This window comes from Microbacterium sp. PMB16 (assembly GCF_051294855.1).
Classification (GTDB): Bacteria; Actinomycetota; Actinomycetes; order Actinomycetales; family Microbacteriaceae; genus Microbacterium.
The window spans coordinates 2,019,123-2,036,684 of record NZ_CP145908.1 but is presented as its reverse complement, the minus strand read 5'-3'; the positions used below and the strand labels follow the sequence as shown (position 1 = coordinate 2,036,684).

19 protein-coding genes are annotated in these 17,562 nt (G+C 67.6%); 8 read left to right on the top strand and 11 right to left on the bottom strand.

Annotated features, from left to right (window positions below; genetic code table 11):
* Window positions 1-53: 53 nt before the first annotated feature.
* Window positions 54-1,358: an urea ABC transporter substrate-binding protein gene (urtA, locus tag V5D55_RS09720; RefSeq protein ID WP_435749196.1), complete on the bottom strand. Its 1,305-nt coding sequence runs from the start codon at window positions 1,356-1,358 to the stop codon at window positions 54-56.
* Window positions 1,359-1,786: 428 nt separating this feature from the next.
* Here urtA and V5D55_RS09715 point away from each other — a divergent pair, with 428 nt between their 5' ends.
* Genes V5D55_RS09715 through V5D55_RS09685 form a run of 7 tightly spaced genes read left to right on the top strand, consistent with a single transcriptional unit; the run spans window position 1,787 to window position 7,387 of the window.
* Window positions 1,787-2,089 carry an urease subunit gamma gene (locus V5D55_RS09715; RefSeq protein WP_435749195.1) on the top strand — a complete coding sequence of 101 codons (303 nt, stop codon included), beginning with the start codon at window positions 1,787-1,789 and terminating at the stop codon, window positions 2,087-2,089.
* Window positions 2,090-2,115: 26 nt separating this feature from the next.
* A complete protein-coding gene (ureB, locus tag V5D55_RS09710; RefSeq protein ID WP_435749194.1) occupies window positions 2,116-2,466 on the top strand; it encodes an urease subunit beta in 351 nt (116 codons plus the stop codon).
* Window positions 2,453-4,150, top strand: a complete 1,698-nt coding sequence (locus V5D55_RS09705; protein ID WP_435749193.1) for an urease subunit alpha — start codon at window positions 2,453-2,455, stop codon at window positions 4,148-4,150. Before ureB ends, V5D55_RS09705 begins: the two co-directional genes overlap by 14 nt.
* Before the next feature lie 11 nt (window positions 4,151-4,161).
* A complete protein-coding gene (locus V5D55_RS09700; RefSeq protein WP_435749192.1) occupies window positions 4,162-4,833 on the top strand; it encodes an urease accessory protein UreF in 672 nt (223 codons plus the stop codon).
* Complete coding sequence (gene ureG / locus V5D55_RS09695) at window positions 4,799-5,626, top strand: urease accessory protein UreG (RefSeq protein ID WP_435749191.1); 828 nt, start codon at window positions 4,799-4,801, stop codon at window positions 5,624-5,626. The genes V5D55_RS09700 and ureG overlap by 35 nt, the downstream gene beginning before the upstream one ends.
* Window positions 5,623-6,396 carry an urease accessory protein UreD gene (locus V5D55_RS09690; protein WP_435749190.1) on the top strand — a complete coding sequence of 258 codons (774 nt, stop codon included), beginning with the start codon at window positions 5,623-5,625 and terminating at the stop codon, window positions 6,394-6,396. Before ureG ends, V5D55_RS09690 begins: the two co-directional genes overlap by 4 nt.
* Window positions 6,380-7,387, top strand: coding sequence for a HoxN/HupN/NixA family nickel/cobalt transporter (locus V5D55_RS09685; RefSeq protein WP_435749189.1), 1,008 nt, complete (start codon window positions 6,380-6,382; stop codon window positions 7,385-7,387). Before V5D55_RS09690 ends, V5D55_RS09685 begins: the two co-directional genes overlap by 17 nt.
* Window positions 7,388-7,393: 6 nt before the next feature.
* On the opposite strand, the gene V5D55_RS09680 is transcribed toward V5D55_RS09685, so the two are convergent.
* Window positions 7,394-7,981 (bottom strand): TetR/AcrR family transcriptional regulator, encoded by a 588-nt coding sequence (locus tag V5D55_RS09680; RefSeq protein ID WP_435749188.1) that lies wholly within the window; start codon window positions 7,979-7,981, stop codon window positions 7,394-7,396.
* 85 nt (window positions 7,982-8,066) lie between these two features.
* On the opposite strand from V5D55_RS09680, the gene V5D55_RS09675 reads away from it, so the two are divergent.
* The gene (locus V5D55_RS09675) at window positions 8,067-9,083 is read left to right on the top strand and encodes a zinc-dependent alcohol dehydrogenase (protein WP_435749187.1); all 1,017 of its coding nucleotides are present in this window, start codon (window positions 8,067-8,069) and stop codon (window positions 9,081-9,083) included.
* 39 nt (window positions 9,084-9,122) lie between these two features.
* Here V5D55_RS09675 and V5D55_RS09670 read toward each other — a convergent pair whose 3' ends face one another.
* The 9 genes from V5D55_RS09670 to V5D55_RS09630 all read right to left on the bottom strand — a co-directional run bounded on the left by V5D55_RS09670 (window position 9,123) and on the right by V5D55_RS09630 (window position 17,509).
* Entirely contained in the window at window positions 9,123-9,596 is a 474-nt protein-coding gene (locus tag V5D55_RS09670; protein WP_435749186.1) for a DUF3237 domain-containing protein, read from the bottom strand.
* Window positions 9,593-10,087, bottom strand: coding sequence for a MarR family winged helix-turn-helix transcriptional regulator (locus V5D55_RS09665; protein WP_435749185.1), 495 nt, complete (start codon window positions 10,085-10,087; stop codon window positions 9,593-9,595). The genes V5D55_RS09670 and V5D55_RS09665 overlap by 4 nt, the downstream gene beginning before the upstream one ends.
* Entirely contained in the window at window positions 10,084-11,340 is a 1,257-nt protein-coding gene (locus V5D55_RS09660; protein ID WP_435749184.1) for a flavin-dependent oxidoreductase, read from the bottom strand. Before V5D55_RS09660 ends, V5D55_RS09665 begins: the two co-directional genes overlap by 4 nt.
* 75 nt (window positions 11,341-11,415) lie before the next feature.
* The gene (locus tag V5D55_RS09655; protein ID WP_435749183.1) at window positions 11,416-13,695 is read right to left on the bottom strand and encodes a family 78 glycoside hydrolase catalytic domain; all 2,280 of its coding nucleotides are present in this window, start codon (window positions 13,693-13,695) and stop codon (window positions 11,416-11,418) included.
* Window positions 13,696-13,730: 35 nt separating this feature from the next.
* Window positions 13,731-14,528 (bottom strand): serine hydrolase domain-containing protein, encoded by a 798-nt coding sequence (locus V5D55_RS09650; protein WP_435749182.1) that lies wholly within the window; start codon window positions 14,526-14,528, stop codon window positions 13,731-13,733.
* Complete coding sequence (locus V5D55_RS09645; protein ID WP_435749181.1) at window positions 14,420-14,890, bottom strand: serine hydrolase domain-containing protein; 471 nt, start codon at window positions 14,888-14,890, stop codon at window positions 14,420-14,422. Before V5D55_RS09645 ends, V5D55_RS09650 begins: the two co-directional genes overlap by 109 nt.
* Window positions 14,891-15,080: 190 nt before the next feature.
* Window positions 15,081-15,659 (bottom strand): TetR/AcrR family transcriptional regulator, encoded by a 579-nt coding sequence (locus tag V5D55_RS09640; protein WP_435749180.1) that lies wholly within the window; start codon window positions 15,657-15,659, stop codon window positions 15,081-15,083.
* Window positions 15,660-15,728: 69 nt separating this feature from the next.
* Complete coding sequence (locus tag V5D55_RS09635) at window positions 15,729-16,562, bottom strand: carbohydrate ABC transporter permease (RefSeq protein ID WP_435749179.1); 834 nt, start codon at window positions 16,560-16,562, stop codon at window positions 15,729-15,731.
* The gene (locus tag V5D55_RS09630; protein WP_435749178.1) at window positions 16,559-17,509 is read right to left on the bottom strand and encodes a carbohydrate ABC transporter permease; all 951 of its coding nucleotides are present in this window, start codon (window positions 17,507-17,509) and stop codon (window positions 16,559-16,561) included. The genes V5D55_RS09635 and V5D55_RS09630 overlap by 4 nt, the downstream gene beginning before the upstream one ends.
* Window positions 17,510-17,562 lie beyond the last annotated feature (53 nt).

The window sequence follows — 17,562 nt, the reverse complement described above, 5'->3', positions numbered from 1 at the left end:
ATCGGGGCGGGGCCCCGTGCCGGTGAGCACGGAGCCCCGCGCTGCGGAGGGGTTCAGCCTGCGGCGGCCACGAGCGCGTCACGGATGTCGGCCGGGAACCAGTCGTATCCTTCGAGATACGGGTCGGGATCGATGAACCCGTCGGACGACCAGACGATGTCGAACTGGTTGTCGGCGTTGATCCGGCCGATGTTCCCCGGCTTGGAGATGTGGTGGTTCTCGCCGTCCAGCGTGACCACGCCCTCCGGTGCGTCGACCGTGATCTCGTTCTCGAGCGCCGCGGCGTTGATCGCGTCGACGTCGAACGAACCGGCCGCCTCGACCAGAGCCTTGTAGAGGTAGAGCGAGATGTAGGCGGCCTCCATCGGGTCGGAGGTCACTCCGCTGCTGCCAGGGTAGGCCTGCCAGCGCTCGATGAACGCCGGGTTGTTCGGGGTGTCCATCGACTGGAAGTAGTTCCACGATGCGTAGTTTCCGGTGACCTCGTGCCCCATGGCCGGAGCTTCTTCCTCAGCGATCGAGACTGAGATGATCGGATTGGTCTCGGGAGTGAGGCCGGCGTCGTAGTACGCCTTGACGAAGCCGACGTTCGACGATCCGTTGATCGTGTTGAACACGTAGTCGGGGTCTGCCTCGACGATCTTCGCGACCTGTGTCGTCCAATCGTCCTTGTCGAGCGGCACGTACTCCTCACCGACGATCTCGATGCCGAGCTCTGCGGCGTACAGCTTGATGATCGCGTTGGCGGTGCGCGGGAAGACGTAGTCGGAGCCTGCCAGGAAGAGCGTCTTCACGCCCTGCGCGGCGAGGTAGTCCAGCGCAGGGATGATCTGCTGGTTCGTCGTGGCGCCGGTGTAGTAGATGTTCGGCGACGACTCGAGCCCCTCGTACTGCACGGGGTAGAAGAACAGACCGTTGTGCTCTTCGACGACCGGCTTGACCGCCTTGCGCGACGAAGAGGTCCAGCCGCCGAAGATCGCGGCGACACAGTCCTGGGTGAGCAGCTTCTCGGTCTTCTCCGCAAAGGTCGGCCAGTCTGTGGCGCCGTCCTCCTGGATGTACTCGATCTGCTTGCCGAGGATGCCGCCGTCGGCGTTGATCTCGTCTGCGGCCATGTGCAGGGCGTTGGAGACGGTCTGCTCCGAGATCGCCATGCCGCCGGTGAGCGAGTTGAGGAAACCCAGCTTGATCGTGTCGCCGGACGAGTCGATGCAGCCCTCCGATGCGGCGGCCGACGCGCTCGGCCCTGCGGCGTCTCCGGCGCGGGCGCCGCAGCCGGCGAGAGCGAGGGCGGCGGTGGCGATCATCGCGGGGATGACCAGGGTTCTTCTCAGTCGTCGGGTGCGGTATGTGCTCATGTGGAGACTCCGTTTCTCGGTGATGCAGGCGCTGTGCGGGGCATGGTGACGTGATCGTTCTCCGCTCCCCGAGGCGCGCCGAACAGCGGCTGAGAGCAAGCTGACCGGGGTCAGGGCGTGGTGCAGAGAACGACGGGTGGTGCGTGGATCGCTGCGGAGATCGGATTGTTCCGGCCGACGCGTCCCGGTTTCAGGCGACAAGGGGTGGTCGTCGACTGCTGCGGTAGTTGACAGCATGGGCCCGTGACATTGCTCTGACATTTCTCGATTGTTCCGATCTTGTTAATCGTGCGGGGCGGGATTCGGTGAAAACTGCGGAATCTCGCGGAATCTCCTCACCGTCGGTCGCCGATCAATGTCGGGCGACCCTGATCGATGCATCCGATATGGCACACTTTTGACATTCGCCCAGCCTCAGGAGGGATCCCGTGCACTTCACGCCAGCCGAATCCGAGAAGCTGCTGCTTGCCGTCGCAGGGATGGTCGCGCGCGACCGGCTCGGGCGTGGCGTCCTGCTGAACCATCCCGAAACCGTCGCGCTGCTGTCGTGCTGGGTCATCGAAGGCGCCCGTGACGGCCGCGGCGTCGCCGAACTGATGCAGGCGGGACGAGGGATCCTCACCCGCGCGCAGGTCATGCCCGGTGTTCCCGAGATGATCACCGACGTGCAGATCGAAGCGACTTTCCCCGACGGGCGCAAGCTCGTCACCATTCACCATCCGATCGACTGAGTCGATGTCCATCGAAAGGGGACGCCGTGGCATCCGTATCGAGTGAGGGCCCGGGAGCCTTCCGGATCCGTCCTGGCCGGATCGAGCTGAATGCCGACCGGCGCAGTGACGAACGACTCCGTCTCGTGTTCGTGAACACCGGAGACCGGCCGATCCAGATCGGGTCGCATCTGCATCTGCCCGATGCGAACGGAGCTCTCGCGTTCGACCGCGCGGCCGCCTCGGGCTTCCGTCTCGACATCCCGTCCGGGACGTCGCAGCGTTTCGAGCCCGGCGCCTCACGCGAGCTCGACGCCGTCGCGCTTCGCGGGTACCGCCGGGTGCCCGGCATCCAGATCAAGACCGCCGGCGAGGAGGTGCTCGATGGTATGGCTTGACCGGGCGCGCTATGCGGCGATCTACGGACCGACGGTCGGCGACGAGGTGCGCCTGGGGGACACCGACCTGTGGATCCAGATCGAAGAGGACCTCACGGTCGGCGGCGAGGAGGCGATCTTCGGGGGCGGCAAGTCCATCCGCGAGTCCATGGCGCAGGCGACCGCGACGAGGGCCGAGGGAGCACTCGACACGGTGATCACGAACGCGATCATCCTCGACTGGTGGGGAATCGTGCGCGCCGATATCGGAATCCGCGACGGGCGCATCGTCGGGATCGGCCACGCCGGCAATCCCGACATCAGCGACGGGATCGACATGCTCATCGGTCCCTCGACCGATGTGATCGCCGGTGAAGGGCGCATCGTCACCGCCGGCGCGATCGACTCGCACGTGCACCTGCTCTCGCCGTCGCAGATCCACGAGGCACTCGCGACCGGGATCACCACGATCGTCGGCGGCGGCACAGGGCCCTCCGAGGGCTCGAAGGCGACGACCGTCACACCCGGGGCCTGGCATCTGCAGAGCATGCACCGCGCCCTCGACCCGCTGCCGGTGAACGTGCTGTTGCTCGGCAAAGGCAACACCGTATCGGCAGCAGCCTTGAAGGAACAGGCGCTCGCGGGTGCCGCCGGCTACAAGGTGCATGAGGACTGGGGCTCGACGCCGGCCGCGATCGACGCATCGCTCAAGGCGGCCGACGACTGGGGTCTGCAGGTCGCGTTGCACTCGGACTCGCTCAACGAGGCCGGGTTCGTCGAGTCGACGGTGGGGGCGATCGGCGGCCGGTCTATCAGCGCCTTCCACGTCGAGGGCGCGGGTGGCGGTCACACTCCCGACATCCTCTCGATCGCCGGGCTGCCGAACGTGCTCCCCGGGTCGACGAACCCGACCCTCCCGCACACGGTGAACACCGTCGCCGAGCACCTCGACATGCTGATGGTCTGCCATCATCTCAATGCCGCCGTGCCCGAAGATCTCGCCTTCGCCGAGTCTCGCATCCGAGCGACCACGATCGCAGCCGAAGACATCCTGCATGACATCGGGGCGCTCTCGCTGACGTCCTCGGATGCCCAGGCGATGGGGCGCATCGGCGAGGTGATCACCCGCACCTGGCAGGTCGCGCACGTCATGAAGCACCGCCGGGGCGCCCTCGACGGAGGGATGCCGGCCGACAACGAACGCGCCCGCCGCTATGTCGCGAAATACACGGTGAACCCCGCGATCGCCCACGGCATCGCCTACGACGTCGGCTCGGTCGAGGTCGGCCGGATGGCCGATCTGGTGGTCTGGGATCCGAAGTTCTTCGGTGTGCGCCCCGCGGTCGTCGTCAAGGGCGGCGCGATCGCCTGGGCGGCGCTCGGAGACCCCAACGCTTCGATCCCCACACCTCAACCCGTCATGATGCGTCCTTCGTTCGGCGACACGATCGGCGCGGATCTCTCGGTCACGTACGTCGCACCGGCCGCGCTGGAAGACGGCCTCGCCGAGAGGCTCGGGCTGCGTCGTCGTCTTGCCGCTGTCGAGCCGACGCGCCACATCGGCAAGGCGGATATGAAGAACAACGACGCCCTTCCCCGCATCCGCATCCAGCCCGACACGTTCGAGATCGCGATCGACGGCGACCGCGTGGTTCCCGCGCCTGCATCGTCGCTCCCGCTCGCCCAGCTGTACAACATGTTCTGAAGACGCTCCCGATGAACGCCGACTCCCACACGATCGCCCTGCTGATGGCAGATGCGCGCCTGCCATCGGGCGGATACGCGTACTCATCCGGATTGGAACCCGCCCTGCAGGGCGGTCTGCCCCCCGGCGAGATCGGCGCTTTCCTGCGGGCCCGCGCGCGCACGACCACGATCGTGGATGCCGCGACCGCCGTCGTCGCCCTGTCGGCGGGCCGGCGGGGGGATGCCTACGGTCCGATCGAGCGCGCATGGGCCGCGCGGACCCCGAGCCGCGCAGCTCGGAACTCCTCACGGGAACTCGGGCGCGGGCTCCTCCGGCTCGCGACGACACTGTGGCCCGACTCGGCGCCGATCGCCGGCCTCACCCGCATCACCGGAGGCTGGTCCCGCCCCGTCGTGCTCGGGGCCGTCGCCGCCCACGCCGGCGTGGACGCCGAATCGCTCGTACGGATCGCTGTCTACGACGACATGGCGTGCGCCGTCGCGGCTCTGCTCAAGCTCGAGCCGGGCGACCCGATCGACGGCGTACGACTCGTGATCGACGCCTGCGCCGGGGTGGCCGACTTCACCCCGCAGCTCTCGGCCCTTACCTCTCCCGAGGCGATCCCGGCGTCGAGCGCCCCTCAATCCGAGGCATGGGCAGAGGCCCATGCCGTCACCAACAGGAGGCTCTTCCGTGCCTGATTCCCCCGCATCCGCCCGCGCCCTCCGACTGGGAGTCGCCGGCCCCGTCGGCACCGGCAAGTCGTCGCTGATCGCGACGATATGCCGTGCGCTCGGCGAAGAGCTTCGCCTCGGCGTGATCACGAACGACATCTACACCGACGAGGACGCCCGGTTCCTGCGCTCGGCCGGCGTGCTCGCCCCGGAGCGCATCCGCGCTGTCGAGACGGGCGCGTGCCCGCACACAGCGATCCGGGACGACATCACCACGAACCTGCTGGCGGCAGAAGACCTCGAGAGGGACTTCGCTCCGCTGGACGTTGTGCTGATCGAATCCGGTGGCGACAACTTGACCGCGACGTTCTCCCCGGCTCTCGTCGACGCGCAGATCTTCGTTCTGGATGTCGCCGGCGGCGGCGATGTCGCGCGCAAGGGCGGCCCCGGCATCGGCCGCGCCGACCTGCTGATCGTCAACAAGACCGACCTCGCCCCCTATGTCGGCGTCGATGTGCCCCAGATGGTCGCCGACGCCGAACAGGCGCGTGAGGGCCGGGCGGTGCTGGCGCTCTCGCGGCACGACGACGTGTCCGTCGCCGGCCTCCGCGCCTGGGTGCTGAGCATGCTCGCCGCGCACCGATCGGGCGACCACGTTCCACAGGATCCGGGACCGATGGCCCCGCACTTCCACGCCGATGAGGAGCATCCTGAAGGCGGATTCATCCACTCGCACGGTGAGGATGCCCCGCAAGGCGACGACCACCGGCACGAGCACACCCACGTACCCGCCGGCGCGGGAATGGACCAGGACGAGTGACCTCCACTCGCATCGCGGTCACCGCGGGCGAGCCGCGCGCACATGTCGAGCTCGCGGTCGGCGCGCTCGCACCGCGCCTGGTCTCGCGCGACGGCACGCGTGCGCACGTCGCAGTCGCCGCGGCGGGGATGGTGCTGCTCGGTGGCGACCACGTGCATGTCGTCGTCGACGTCGGCGCGGGGTGCACGCTCCAGGTGGAGGACGTCGGTGGCACGGTTGCCTACCCCGGGGCGCGCTCGTCGTGGATCCTCGAGGTTCGGATCGGAGCGGGCGGCACACTGCTGTGGCGCGGCCTGCCGTTCATCGTCGCCGACGGTGCTTCCGTCGAACGGCGCAGCGCCCTCACCCTGGAGACGGATGCGCGAGCGGTGATCCGCGAGACGCTCGTCCTCGGCAGATACGGGGAGCAGGGCGGCCAGCTGATCTCCGCTCTCACCGTCATCGACGGCGACGGGCCGATCCTGCTCGAGGAGCTCGAGGTGGACGGCACCGTGCCAGAGCCGGGAGTGCTCGGGCACAACCGCGTCATGGATGCGGTGATCGCCGTCGGGTTCCGACCGCCCGCACGCCTGAGAGACCTCGAGTTCGATCGCCCGGGAGCGATGGCGCGCCATCTCTCCGACCATGCGCACGGCTCACCCCTCGAGTCGGTGTGGGATGCGTGGGCCGCGTTCGCAGAATCGCGGGCGCTTCGTGTGAACCGGTCGCACGACCCCGACCCGAGAACCGTCCCGCCAACTGAAAGGAACTTCGTTGACATCGCTTGCTGAAGACCGCTCCCGCACACGAGTCACGCCGGGCACGGTCGGCGTGATCTCTGTGATCGTCCTCCTGCACCTGATCGGGTGGGGTGTGCTCGTCGGCCTCGTGATTCCGGCCGGCATCCCGCTGGGTGGCAGCGGCGGCACCCTGGTCGCGCTCGGGGCCGGGCTCACTGCCTACGCCTTGGGTGTGCGCCATGCCTTCGACGCCGATCACATCGCCGCGATCGACAACACCACGCGCCGCCTTGCCGAGCGCGGCAGACCGTCGCACACCGTCGGCTTCTGGTTCTCCCTCGGCCATTCCACGATCGTCGTCGTGCTCTGCGTCCTCTTGACCTTCGGGATCAGCGCGATCGGCACCTCGCTGGCCGATGACTCCTCCGCCCTTCGAACCTGGACGGGCGTCATCGGCCCCACGGTCTCAGGTGTCTTCCTGCTCGTGATCGCTGCGATCAACATCGCGTCGCTGCGCCGTCGGCACGGTCACGCGGGCGGGCCGGTGCTCCGGTTGCTCGGGCCGTTCGAGAAAGCGGTGGATCGCCCCTCTCGGATGTACGTGGTCGGGCTGTTGTTCGGTCTCGGCTTCGACACCGCGACAGAGATCGGACTGCTCGCGCTGGCGGGTGCTGCCACCCTCGTCGCCGTGCCCTGGTGGGCTGCGCTCACGCTTCCCGTTCTGTTCGCAGCAGGCATGAGCGCGTTCGACACCACCCAGGGCGCGATCATGCGTCGCGCCTACACCTGGCAGCCCGGTCGCCGCAGTATCGGCGAGGTGTATGCCATCGCAATGACTGGATTCTCTGTCGTCGCCGCGGTGCTGATCGCGATCGTGCAGCTCTCAGATGTGCTCGTTGCGAATCTCGGGCTCGGGGGCCCCCTTCCCTGGTTGGCGTCGGTCGGTATCGACGACCTCGGGTTCGCGTTGACGGGACTGCTGCTGGCGACGTGGATAGCCGTGCTCCTCCTCACACGAGGCGCTCGGACGCGCACAGCTTGACGGCGATCAGCGCATCGCCGCCACGAACCGTTCCAGCCTCGCCGAGACGTACGACCCGAGGTCTTCGCCCGGACTCTCTTGCAGCGTCCAGTCGTCAGTAGCCCTGGTCGCGACGGCCATGAGTGCGTGGGTGAGGTCGCCGACGTGCTCGGGGTCGACGGATGGGGCGCGCGCGATGCCGAAATCGACCAGGAGCTGGGTGAGTTCCGCGGTGCGCAGTGCCGCGTAGGCGCGGAGCTCTGAAGAGTCCTGAATGATCTTGCGCCGCAGGGCGACGTCGGCGTGCTCCGCGCGTGAGTCACGGGCCATGAACTGCATCGCATGGATGAGGACGTCGACGAGTGAGCCTTCCGGTTCTTCCACGAAGTGCTCCTGCAATTGAGCGGCGTACTGATCGAACGCCTCACTCATGAGATCGCGCTTGTTGGAGAAGTACACATACATGGTGGTACGGCTGATGCCGAGTGCGCCGGCGACCTGTGCGATCGACACGTTGTCGAAGCCATGCTCGGCGAAGAGCTCCCAGGCCTTGTCGCGGATCTCCTCGGCCGACGTCTCGCGCGGCCGGCCCCGACTTCCGGTGCTGATACTCATGAGATTCCCACCTAACGCATTTTCCGTACAGAGTAAGGTTAATGCCGTCGCAGCGGTTGCGCCACCGTATCGAAAGGCATTCCCGATGAAATCCGTCCGTGTCACTGCCCCCGACGTCGTCGATTGGGTCGAGGTCGACGCGCCCACGACCGGGCCCGGAGACGTGCTGCTCAAGATCAGAGCCTGCGGCATCTGCGGTTCCGACGCCCTCTACGCGCACATGGGTGGCATCCCGCCGCACCAGGGCGACACCGCGCTGGGTCACGAGCCGGCGGCCGAAGTCGTCGAGATCGGCGCCGACGTGACAGGAATCGCCGTCGGCGATCATGTCGTCGTCGACACCATGGCCTTCACCGATGGCCTGCTCGGCTCCGGCGGCGCGCAGGGCGCGCTGACCGAGTACGTGCTGGTGAAGGATTTCGAGCCTGGTCGCCAGTTGAAGGTGATTCCTTCGCATATCCCGTGGCATGTCGCCGCGCTCAATGAGCCGATGGCCGTGGCGCTGCACGCGGTCAACCGCACGCAGCCCCAGCCGGGCGACCGGGTCGTCGTGTTCGGCGCCGGCCCGATCGGCCTGGGTGCCGTGCTCGGCTTCCGTCGCGCGGGCGTCGAGCACATCGTCGTCGTCGACATCCTTCCGTCGCGCCTTGCGAAGGCGCGGGAGGTGGGGGCGGATGCCGTCATCAACTCCGCGGAGGAGGATGTTGCGGCCAGGCTCGTGGAACTCCACGGCGACGGCGCCACCCTCTGGGTGCGCGGCGTGCGGCCCGGCACCGACATCTACCTCGACGCTGCGGGTGCGCCACCCGTTCCCGCGTTGATCACCGGGATGGCCAAGCACGGGGCGACCTTCGGCGTGGTCGCGGTGCACAAGAAGCCCGTCGAGATCGACTTCGGCGCCATCCTCACCACTGAGCTCAATCTCGTCTGGTCGATGGGCTACCCGACCGAGATCTTCGAGGTCACCGACGACATCATCGAGAACTGGGAGAAGTACGCAGTGATCGTCAGCGACGTGCTTCCCTTCGACAGGGCGCTGGAGGCCCTGGCGCTCGCCCAGACTCCTGGTGCCGCCGACAAGGTCGTGGTGACCTTCGACTGACGCTCCCTGGTCGAAAATCGCGCCACGCGGATGCGGCGCCTATCCGACACGGTACGCGCGATAGCGCACCGCATCCGCCTGCCGCTGCGCGACAGAGAGGAACAGCGCGCGCTGCAGATGCGAGAGCGTCGGAGCGGCCGTCTCGATCTGCACGGTCGTGCGGAAGTAGTAGGACGCGGGGTCGACATCTTCCCCTCGACCCAGACGTTCGAGCACCTCGGGCACGCCGGTTCGCAGTCCCTTCGCATGCAGCAGCAACAGGTCGCCGTCGGCCGTTCGGGCGGAGTAGCGGCCATCGATCTCGATGGTGCCGTCGGGGCGGACGATCTGCCAGTCCGCGCCGCCGGGCAGGATCTCGGCGTCGATCGCACCGGTGATGCGTCCGCCGAGGATCGGTACGACGCGACGGTGGCCGACGCTGGTGACGCCGTGGTCTTCGAGCGGGCCGAGGTCGACAGCGACATCGAATGCGAACTCCAGAGACGGTGTCGGCAGGGTGCCGTGCGTGGTCATCGGATCTCCTCTTGCGTCGGATGCGGCGAAGCACTGACCTCGGCATCGGTGGGTGCGCCGCCGAGCAGTGCGCAGAGTCGTTCGAGCACGGGGAGCGCGGCATCGAGGGCCGCCCGTTCAGAGGGGTCGAGCTGGGCGGCCGCCTGGGTGACGAGAGCAGAGTTCGCCGCGTCGAACCGATCGAACAGGTCGAGGGCTTCAGCGGATGCGCGCACCTCGACGCGGCGGCCGTCCGACACGGCCGGCATCCGCTCCACCAGCCGCGCCGCTTCCATCGCCCCCAGCAGGTTGCTCACGGTCGACCGGCTCAGGCGCAGCCGGTCGGCGATCTCGGCCGGCCCGCGGGAGATGCCGCGCGGCAGGGCGCGGATCACGTCGATCTGCGCATCCGACAGTTCGGGCAGCCGCGCCTGCGCCCTCGTCGCCGCGAGCAACGCCCGACGGAGGGGCGAGATGACGGCGGCGAGCCGGGCGGCGTCGAGTTCGCTCACTGCGAGACCTCCGTGGGAGGCGTGAGCGAGGGGCGCTCGTTGAGCGCCTCGGGGAGAAAGCCCGCGGCCGCCTTGTAGTCGGCAGCGATCTGCGCCCGCTCGGCGTAAGGGATCACGTCGTCGATGTCGGCGAAGCCCTGCGGTGCACGCTCCCGAGCCAGCTGCATCACGCGCTCCGGTCCAGTGGCGCGCGTGCCGGCGAGCAGAGCGGTCATGGCCGGGCGGCGAGCCTGCTCGTAGGCCGCGAGGCCCTCGTCGATGTTCGCGGCCGTCGCCAGGTGGAAGGCGAGCGCGCGGGCGTCGAGGATCGCCTGGGATCCGCCATTCGACCCGTTGGGGTACATCGCATGGGCCGCGTCGCCGAGCAGCGTGGTGCGGCCGAACGTCCACTGCGGCAAGGCATCGCGGTCGACCATCGGGTACTCGAGGATCTCGTCGGCAGCGGCGATCGCGGCCGGCACATCGAGCCAGTCGTACTTCCACTCGCGGAAGAGCTCGGCGATCGGGCCGGACTCGACCGTGCGGTTCCAATCCGCGTCTCCCGTGCCGCCGACGCGGCGTTCGGCGATGAAGTTCACGAGCATCCGTCCGTCAGCATCCGCCGGTGCGAGCGGATAGGCGACGAACTTCTGCTCGCCATCACCGGCCATGATCATGGTGCGCCCGTCGAGGTACGGCGGGATCCGTGTCACTCCTCGCCAGAGCGTGAGGCCGCCCCAGGGCGGCGCGCCCTCGGCGGGATAGCGCAGGGCGCGCAGCGCGGAGTGGATGCCGTCGGCGCCGATGATCACGTCGGCGGTGACCTCGACGGTGCCCGCAGCCGTCGCGAAGCTCGCCTTCTCGGTGCCGTCGCCCTGCGTCGTGACATCGATGAGGCGGTGGTCCAGCCTGATCGGTTCGGCCAGACGCGCCTCCGCGAGGTCGCGCAGCGCCAGCTGGAGCCGTCCGCGATGCACGGACAGCTGCGGCCAGCGGTACCCGGCCTCGCGCCCGCGCGGCTCGCTCCAGATGGGCTGACCGAAGCGGTTGTAGTAGGCGAGGGTGCGCGGTTCGACTCCCAGCTCGGCGATGGCGTCGGCGACTCCGAGCTCGGTGAGCTCGCGTAGTGCGTGCGGCAGCAGGTTGATGCCGACGCCGAGCCCGCGGATCGCAGTGCTGCGCTCGTAGACGGTGATGTCGCGCAGACCTGCCTCGTGCAGACTGATCGCGGCTGCGAGTCCGCCGATCCCGGCGCCGATGATGATGATCTTCATTGATCGCTCCCTGATCGCTGCTCACCGTGAGCCGCCCAACTAGTTTTGCAACAAAACTAGTTGGGCGCAAGAGGATCAGTCGATGGGCTCGGGGGCGGATGCCGGACCGACGAACTCGTGTGATCCTCCGACCACGTCGAATCTTCTGCCGTCGGGAAGGATGACCTCGGCCGGCACGCCGGCCGGCACCGACACCTCCACCCGCAGGTCCTCCCCCTCCACTCGCCAGGCGCATGAGACCGGCCCACTCGCCGCGCGGTACGTCGTCTCCGCCCAGTCGATCCCCGGGCCCGGCTGCGGCTGGATCCGCACAGACGCATACCCGGGCGACGCCGGACGGATACCGCCGACCACCTGGTACACCCAGTCGACGACGGCACCGAGCGCGTAGTGGTTGAAGCTCGTCATCTCGCCCGAGTTGATGGTGCCGTCGGGAAGCATCGAGTCCCAGCGCTCCCAGACCGTGGTGGCGCCCATCACGACGGGATACATCCACGACGGGCTCTCCCGCTCGAGGAGCAGACGGTAGGCATCCTCCAGATGACCCGTGTCGGACAGTGCCCACGTCACGAACGGCGTACCCGCGAACCCGGTCGTGACGCGGTATCCCGACGCTCGCACGAGCGCGGCGAGACGTCGGCCTGCCGCATCGCGGAGGTCGCCGTCGAGCACCCCGAACGAGATGGCCAGGGCGTACACGGTGGCGCAGTCCGAACGGACGACGCCGTCCGCATCGACATAGTGCTCGACGAAGGCGGCTCGCGTACGCGCAGCCAGTGCGCGCCAGCGCTGTGCATCGTCGGTCTTGCCGAGCACGTCGGCCGCCTCCGCTGCGAACGATGCCGAACGGTACAGACAGGCGGTGGCGACGACGGAGGGGTCGGCTTTCGCCGCGGCCGGATCCTCGGGCGGCGCATCGGGATCGAGCCAGTCACCGAGCTGATTTCCGCGATCCCACAGACCGGTCTCCGAGATGTCCTGCTCGATCGATTCGAGGTGCATGACCATCGCCGGGTAGTAGTCCGCGAGACGCTCCGCATCTCCGTACGACCACCACAGAGCCTGGGGCACCCAGACGGCCGCATCGCCCCAGACCGCCGTCGCCCGGTGCCAGGGAAGCGAGAACCCCTCCGGGAAGTGCGCGTACTTCAGCACCTCCGGCACGACGAGCGGCACGAACTGACCCTCGGCATGACGTGTCTCCTCGAGCAGATCGCGCAGCCATCCGTCGAGGAAGTCGGAGGTGTCGAACTGGAAGTTCGCCGACGCTGCGTACGCCGCCAGGTCTCCGGTCCATCCGAGCCGCTCGTCGCGCTGCGGGCAGTCGGTCGGCACGCTCAGGAAGTTTCCCTTCTGACCCCAGACGGAGTTGTGCACGAGTTGATTGACGAGCGGCTCCGAGCACGTGAAGTAGCCGGTCCGCTCCATCTCGGAGTGCACGACGACGGCCTCGAGGCTGTCCAGCCCGAGCTCTCCCGGCCAGCCCTCGACCTCGATGTAGCGGAAGCCGTGGAAGGTGAACGTCGGCTCGAAGCTGTCGAGTCCGCCCGACAAGATGAACTCGTCGGTCGCCTCTGCACCGCGCAGCGGCCGCACGCCGAGCTCTCCGTCTTCCAGCACTTCGGCGTGACGGATGCGGATGCGGGTCCCGCGCTCGCCGCTCACCGTGAATCGCACCCATCCGACGAGATTCTGACCGAAGTCGACGAGCCTGCGGCCCGAGGGAGACGTCAGGATCTCCACGGGGGCGATGCTCTCGTTTCGGACGATCAGCGGCGAGCTCTGGGGGATCAGGGCCGCACGGTCCACGTCCGCCGCGTGCAGTTCGAGCGCTTCGCCGCCGCTCCGAAGCCGCGCATCGATCGTCTGGCCGTTGTACAGCGAGTTCCGGGTGATGTCCGAGGCTTCAGCCGTCCACTCCTCCGAGGTGACGATCTGCTGCCCCGAGCCGTCGGAGTAGTCGATCTCCAGAACAGCGGCGACACTGATCTCCTCGCCGTAGTTCGCGTCGGCGCCGGCGAATCCGAGACGCCCTCGATACCATCCGTTTCCCAGCAGGAGTTCGAGGAGGAGCTTTCCCGGGCCTCGCGCGATCAGCTCCGTGACGTCGTACTCCTGATACGCCAGGCGCCACTCGTACGATGTCCACCCCGGGTTCAGGACCGAGGCGGTGACCAGCACGCCGTCGACGGACGCCTCGTACACGCCGTGGGCCGTGGCGAGCAATCGAGCTCCGGTCACCTCGCTTCGCGGCCTCTCGAGGTCGACCTCGATACGGAAGCGCGGGGCGACCCCCTCAGGAGCGGTCGCTGCGATGAATGTCGCGCCCTCGAGAGGCGTGCGGGAGCTGATCACCGTGTCATCCTTTGCTTGAATCGGGCGTGCCGTCGTCATGCGGCGCCGGCTTCGATGGCGCAGGTCCGTGCAAGACGAGCCAGCGCGACGGATCGATGGTCGGCGCCACCCGGATGCTGCCGCGGCCACGGGATGTAGCCGAACGACAGCCCCGTGGTGGGGTCAGCGAATGCCAGGGCTCCGGCGGCGCCGTCGTGCCCGAACGCCCCCAGGCCGGCGTAGGGCATGCGGGGCTGCGGAAGCAGGAAGACGGCACCGAAGGAGTTGATGACGTCGAGCACCCGGTCGTGGCCCCACGACCGTTGCACCGCCATGGCCCGGAACACTCCCGCTGAGGCGATCGGGCGCTCCGCCGACGGCAGTGCATCGGCGTACAAGCGTGCGAGTCCTCTCGCCGAGCCGACCCCGCCGATCGCGGCAGGTCCTGCCCGTCGCACTCGAGGATTGTTCGTGCTGATGCCGCGATCGCTGAGATCGTCCGGGGCGTCGACGTTCGAGAAGACCGTCTCGGCGAGAGCGTCCACCGGCGGCCGCTCAGCGACTTCGCGCTGCTGGCGCTCGGTGAGCGCGGGAGGGGCGAGCGGGACGTAACGGCCGTCGAGGACCTCGGGCAGGCCGAGGTAGAAATCCGCATCCCGGGGACCGCGGATCTCCGCTTCGTAGACCGCTTGCAGCGTGCGGCCGGTGACGCGGCGCACCAGCTCCTCGATCAGAATGCCGATGGTCAGCGCGTGGTAGCCGAACGCGGAACCGGGCACCCAGAGCGGGGGCTGCGCGGCGAGTCTCGCCGCCCCGCGGTCGGAGTGCTCGAGGAACTCGTCGAAGGCGAACACCCCGGGCGCGACTGCCGCCAACCCGGCGCGGTGCGGTGCGACAGCAGGTCTCCCACCGTGACGTCTCCCTTGCCCGCCGCCGCGAACTCCGGCCAGTAGTCGGCGACGCGACGGTCGAGGGCGAGCGCGCCGTCCTCGATCAGCATCGCGATGACCAGCGCGGCGACGCCCTTGCTGACCGAGTAGACACCGGTGAGGGAGTCGCCGGTAAGCGCCGCGCCACCGGCGAGGTCGACGACCGGCTCTCCGTGGCGGAACACGACCAGCTGAGCGCTGTACGCGGGTTCGGCGGCGAGGTAGTCGGCGAAAAGCGTCCGTACAGGCGCGTACGCATCCTCGACGTTGTCCGTGGTGATGGTCATGAGGTCTCCTCGATCTTGGTCGCCCGCAGAGCTGTCGGCGCGCGTCTCGTCCTCGGTGACCGACGCGATCACCCCTCCCGCCACTCGGCGACGAGGGACGGGGCCTTCCCGACGAGATGCGCGCTGGGCAGCTCCTCGTGCGGTGGAACCATAATGACGGTCATTGAATGGTTTTGCAAGAAGTCGGCTGTCAGCGCTTCTTCAGTGCGTCCCAGAGGGTGCGGATGCGTGCGGGCATGTCGACGCTGCCGGGGTTGAGGAGCCATTGGATCTGCAGCCCGTCGGCCGCCGCCACCAGGAGCGATGCGGCGTCGTCGGCATCGAGGTCCGCCGCGATATCCCCTGACGCCTGATGCGCACGGACATCCTCGGCGATCTGCGCCAATAGCCAGTCATAGCGAGCCGCGAAGAATGCTCGCGCCTCGCTCTCATCCTCGGCGCTCTCCGCCGACATCGCCACGAACAGGCGCACGAGACCGGGTTCATTGGCGTTGCGGTCGACGGCCCTGATCAGGCGATCGACGGAATGCGTGTGCGTCGGAGCGGCCGCGTCGGCGGAGCGATCGTCCCGGCGACGCAACACCTCGAGGAAGAGATCCTCCTTCGTGCTGAAATGATGCAGCAGACCGGCCTGGCTGAGACCGGCTTGCCGTGCGATCTCCCGCACCGAGGTTCGGTCGTAACCCTTCTGGGCGAAGAGCTCGAGAGCTGCGTCGAGGATCTCGTCACGCTTCGCGAGCCCCTTCGCGTATGGACCGCGCACAGACATGCCGTCATGCTACGGCAGGAGCCGTAGCCTCCGAGGGCGATTCATCGAATGACCCTTCATTCGCGGGAGTCATCCCTTGATCGCTCCTGCAGTCATTCCCGCCACGATCTGCCGGTTGAAGAAGACGTACATGAGAAGGGGCGGGATGGTGATGAGCAGGATGTCGGTGAAGAGCAGGTTCCAAGACGTCGCGTACTGACTCTGGAAGTTGAACAACGTCAGCTGGACCGTCGCGTTCTCTGCACCGGGGAGGAAGTAGAGCGGGTTCGCGAAGTCGTTGAACACCGCCACCGCCTGCACGACGATCGCCGTCACGATGACGCTCCGGAGCAACGGGAACGCCACCCGGAAGAACAGCCGGATGGGTCCGGCGCCGTCGATGACGGCGGCCTCATCCAGTTCCTTCGGAATCGTCGACACGAACGAGCGGAACAGCAGGATGCAGAAGGCCATGCCGTACGCGACCTCGATGAAGACCAGCCCCGGGAGGGTCTTGAACAAGCCGATGCTCTGCAGCACCCAGATCGTCGGAACCACCGCCGGAGGCACGATCAACCCGGCGAGGATGAGGAAGCTGAAGACTCCGTTCCAGCGGGACGGCCGGCGGGCGAGGATCCAGCCGACCATCGCCGACAGCACGACCATGATCGCCACCGAAGCGACCGTGAGAATGCTGCTGTTGATGAACGCCGTCACGAGCATGTAGTCGTTCGTCGCGAACACGGCGGCGACGTTCTCGAAGAAGACGAAGTCGATCGGCAGCGCGAAGTCCAGCAGAGCTGACTGCTGCTGCGTCTTGAAGGAGGTCATCACGATGAACGCGAACGGGATCAGGAAGACGACCGCCGAGACGATGATCGCGATGATGCCGACCAGGTGTCGGGTACGGTTCTGAGTTCTCATAGGTCGGTCTGCTTCCGGTTGAACCACAGGAACAACGGCAGCACGATGGCGGTCACGACGAGGAACAGGATGACGTTCCCTGCCGTTGAGAGCCCGTAGAAGCCGGCCTGATACTGCTTGAGGATCACCGAGGCGATGACATCGCTGGAGAATCCGGGGCCACCTCGCGTCATCGACCAGATCAGGTCGAACGATCGCAGGCCTCCGATGAGCGACAGGATGATGACGGTGGTGGTGGCGGGCGAGACGAGCGGAACGGTGATGCTCCAGAAGTTCTTCCATCCGCTCGCGCCATCCATGGTGGCGGCCTCGTAGTACTCGCGCGGGATGGAGACGATCCCCGCCATGAAGATCAGCGCGGCGAGTCCGACACCCTTCCAGATGTCGACGCCGATGATCGAGTACAGCGCGAGGTTCGGGTCGGTGAGCCACCCGGGCCCCTGTATTCCGACCAGCGCCAGCGTCTGATTGATGAGGCCGTCTTCGGGGTCCATCAGCGCGCGGAAGGTGATGCCGACGCCGATGGTCGACACCAGCACCGGGAAGAAGATGACGGCCCGAAGGTAGCCCCGTGCGAGGATCGGCGACGTCAGCAGCACGGCCAGCGCCAATCCGAGGATGACCTTGATCCCGGAGGTGAGGACACCGTAGATCAGCGTGTTCGTGAAACCCTTGGTCAGCTGCGGGTCGCGGAAGAAGAGTGAGAAGTTGTCCCACCCGATGAACTCGACCTCGTACAGGTTCCATCGCGTGAATGCGAAGTAGAACGACGCGAATGTCGGGGCGAGGAACAGCACCGCGTAGATGAGGCCCGCCGGAAGCAGGAACCAGTACGGGTAGGTCTTGTGGGAGAGTCGTCCGGTCGTGCGCCGCTTCGGAGGCTCCTCAGCCTCGCGGAGCGCCGGCTGGGGGGTGCCAGCGTGCTCATGTGAGCTCCATCCAGTCATGGCCGGTCGGTGGGCGAGGTATCCCTCGCCCACCGATCGACGCGTCATCAGGC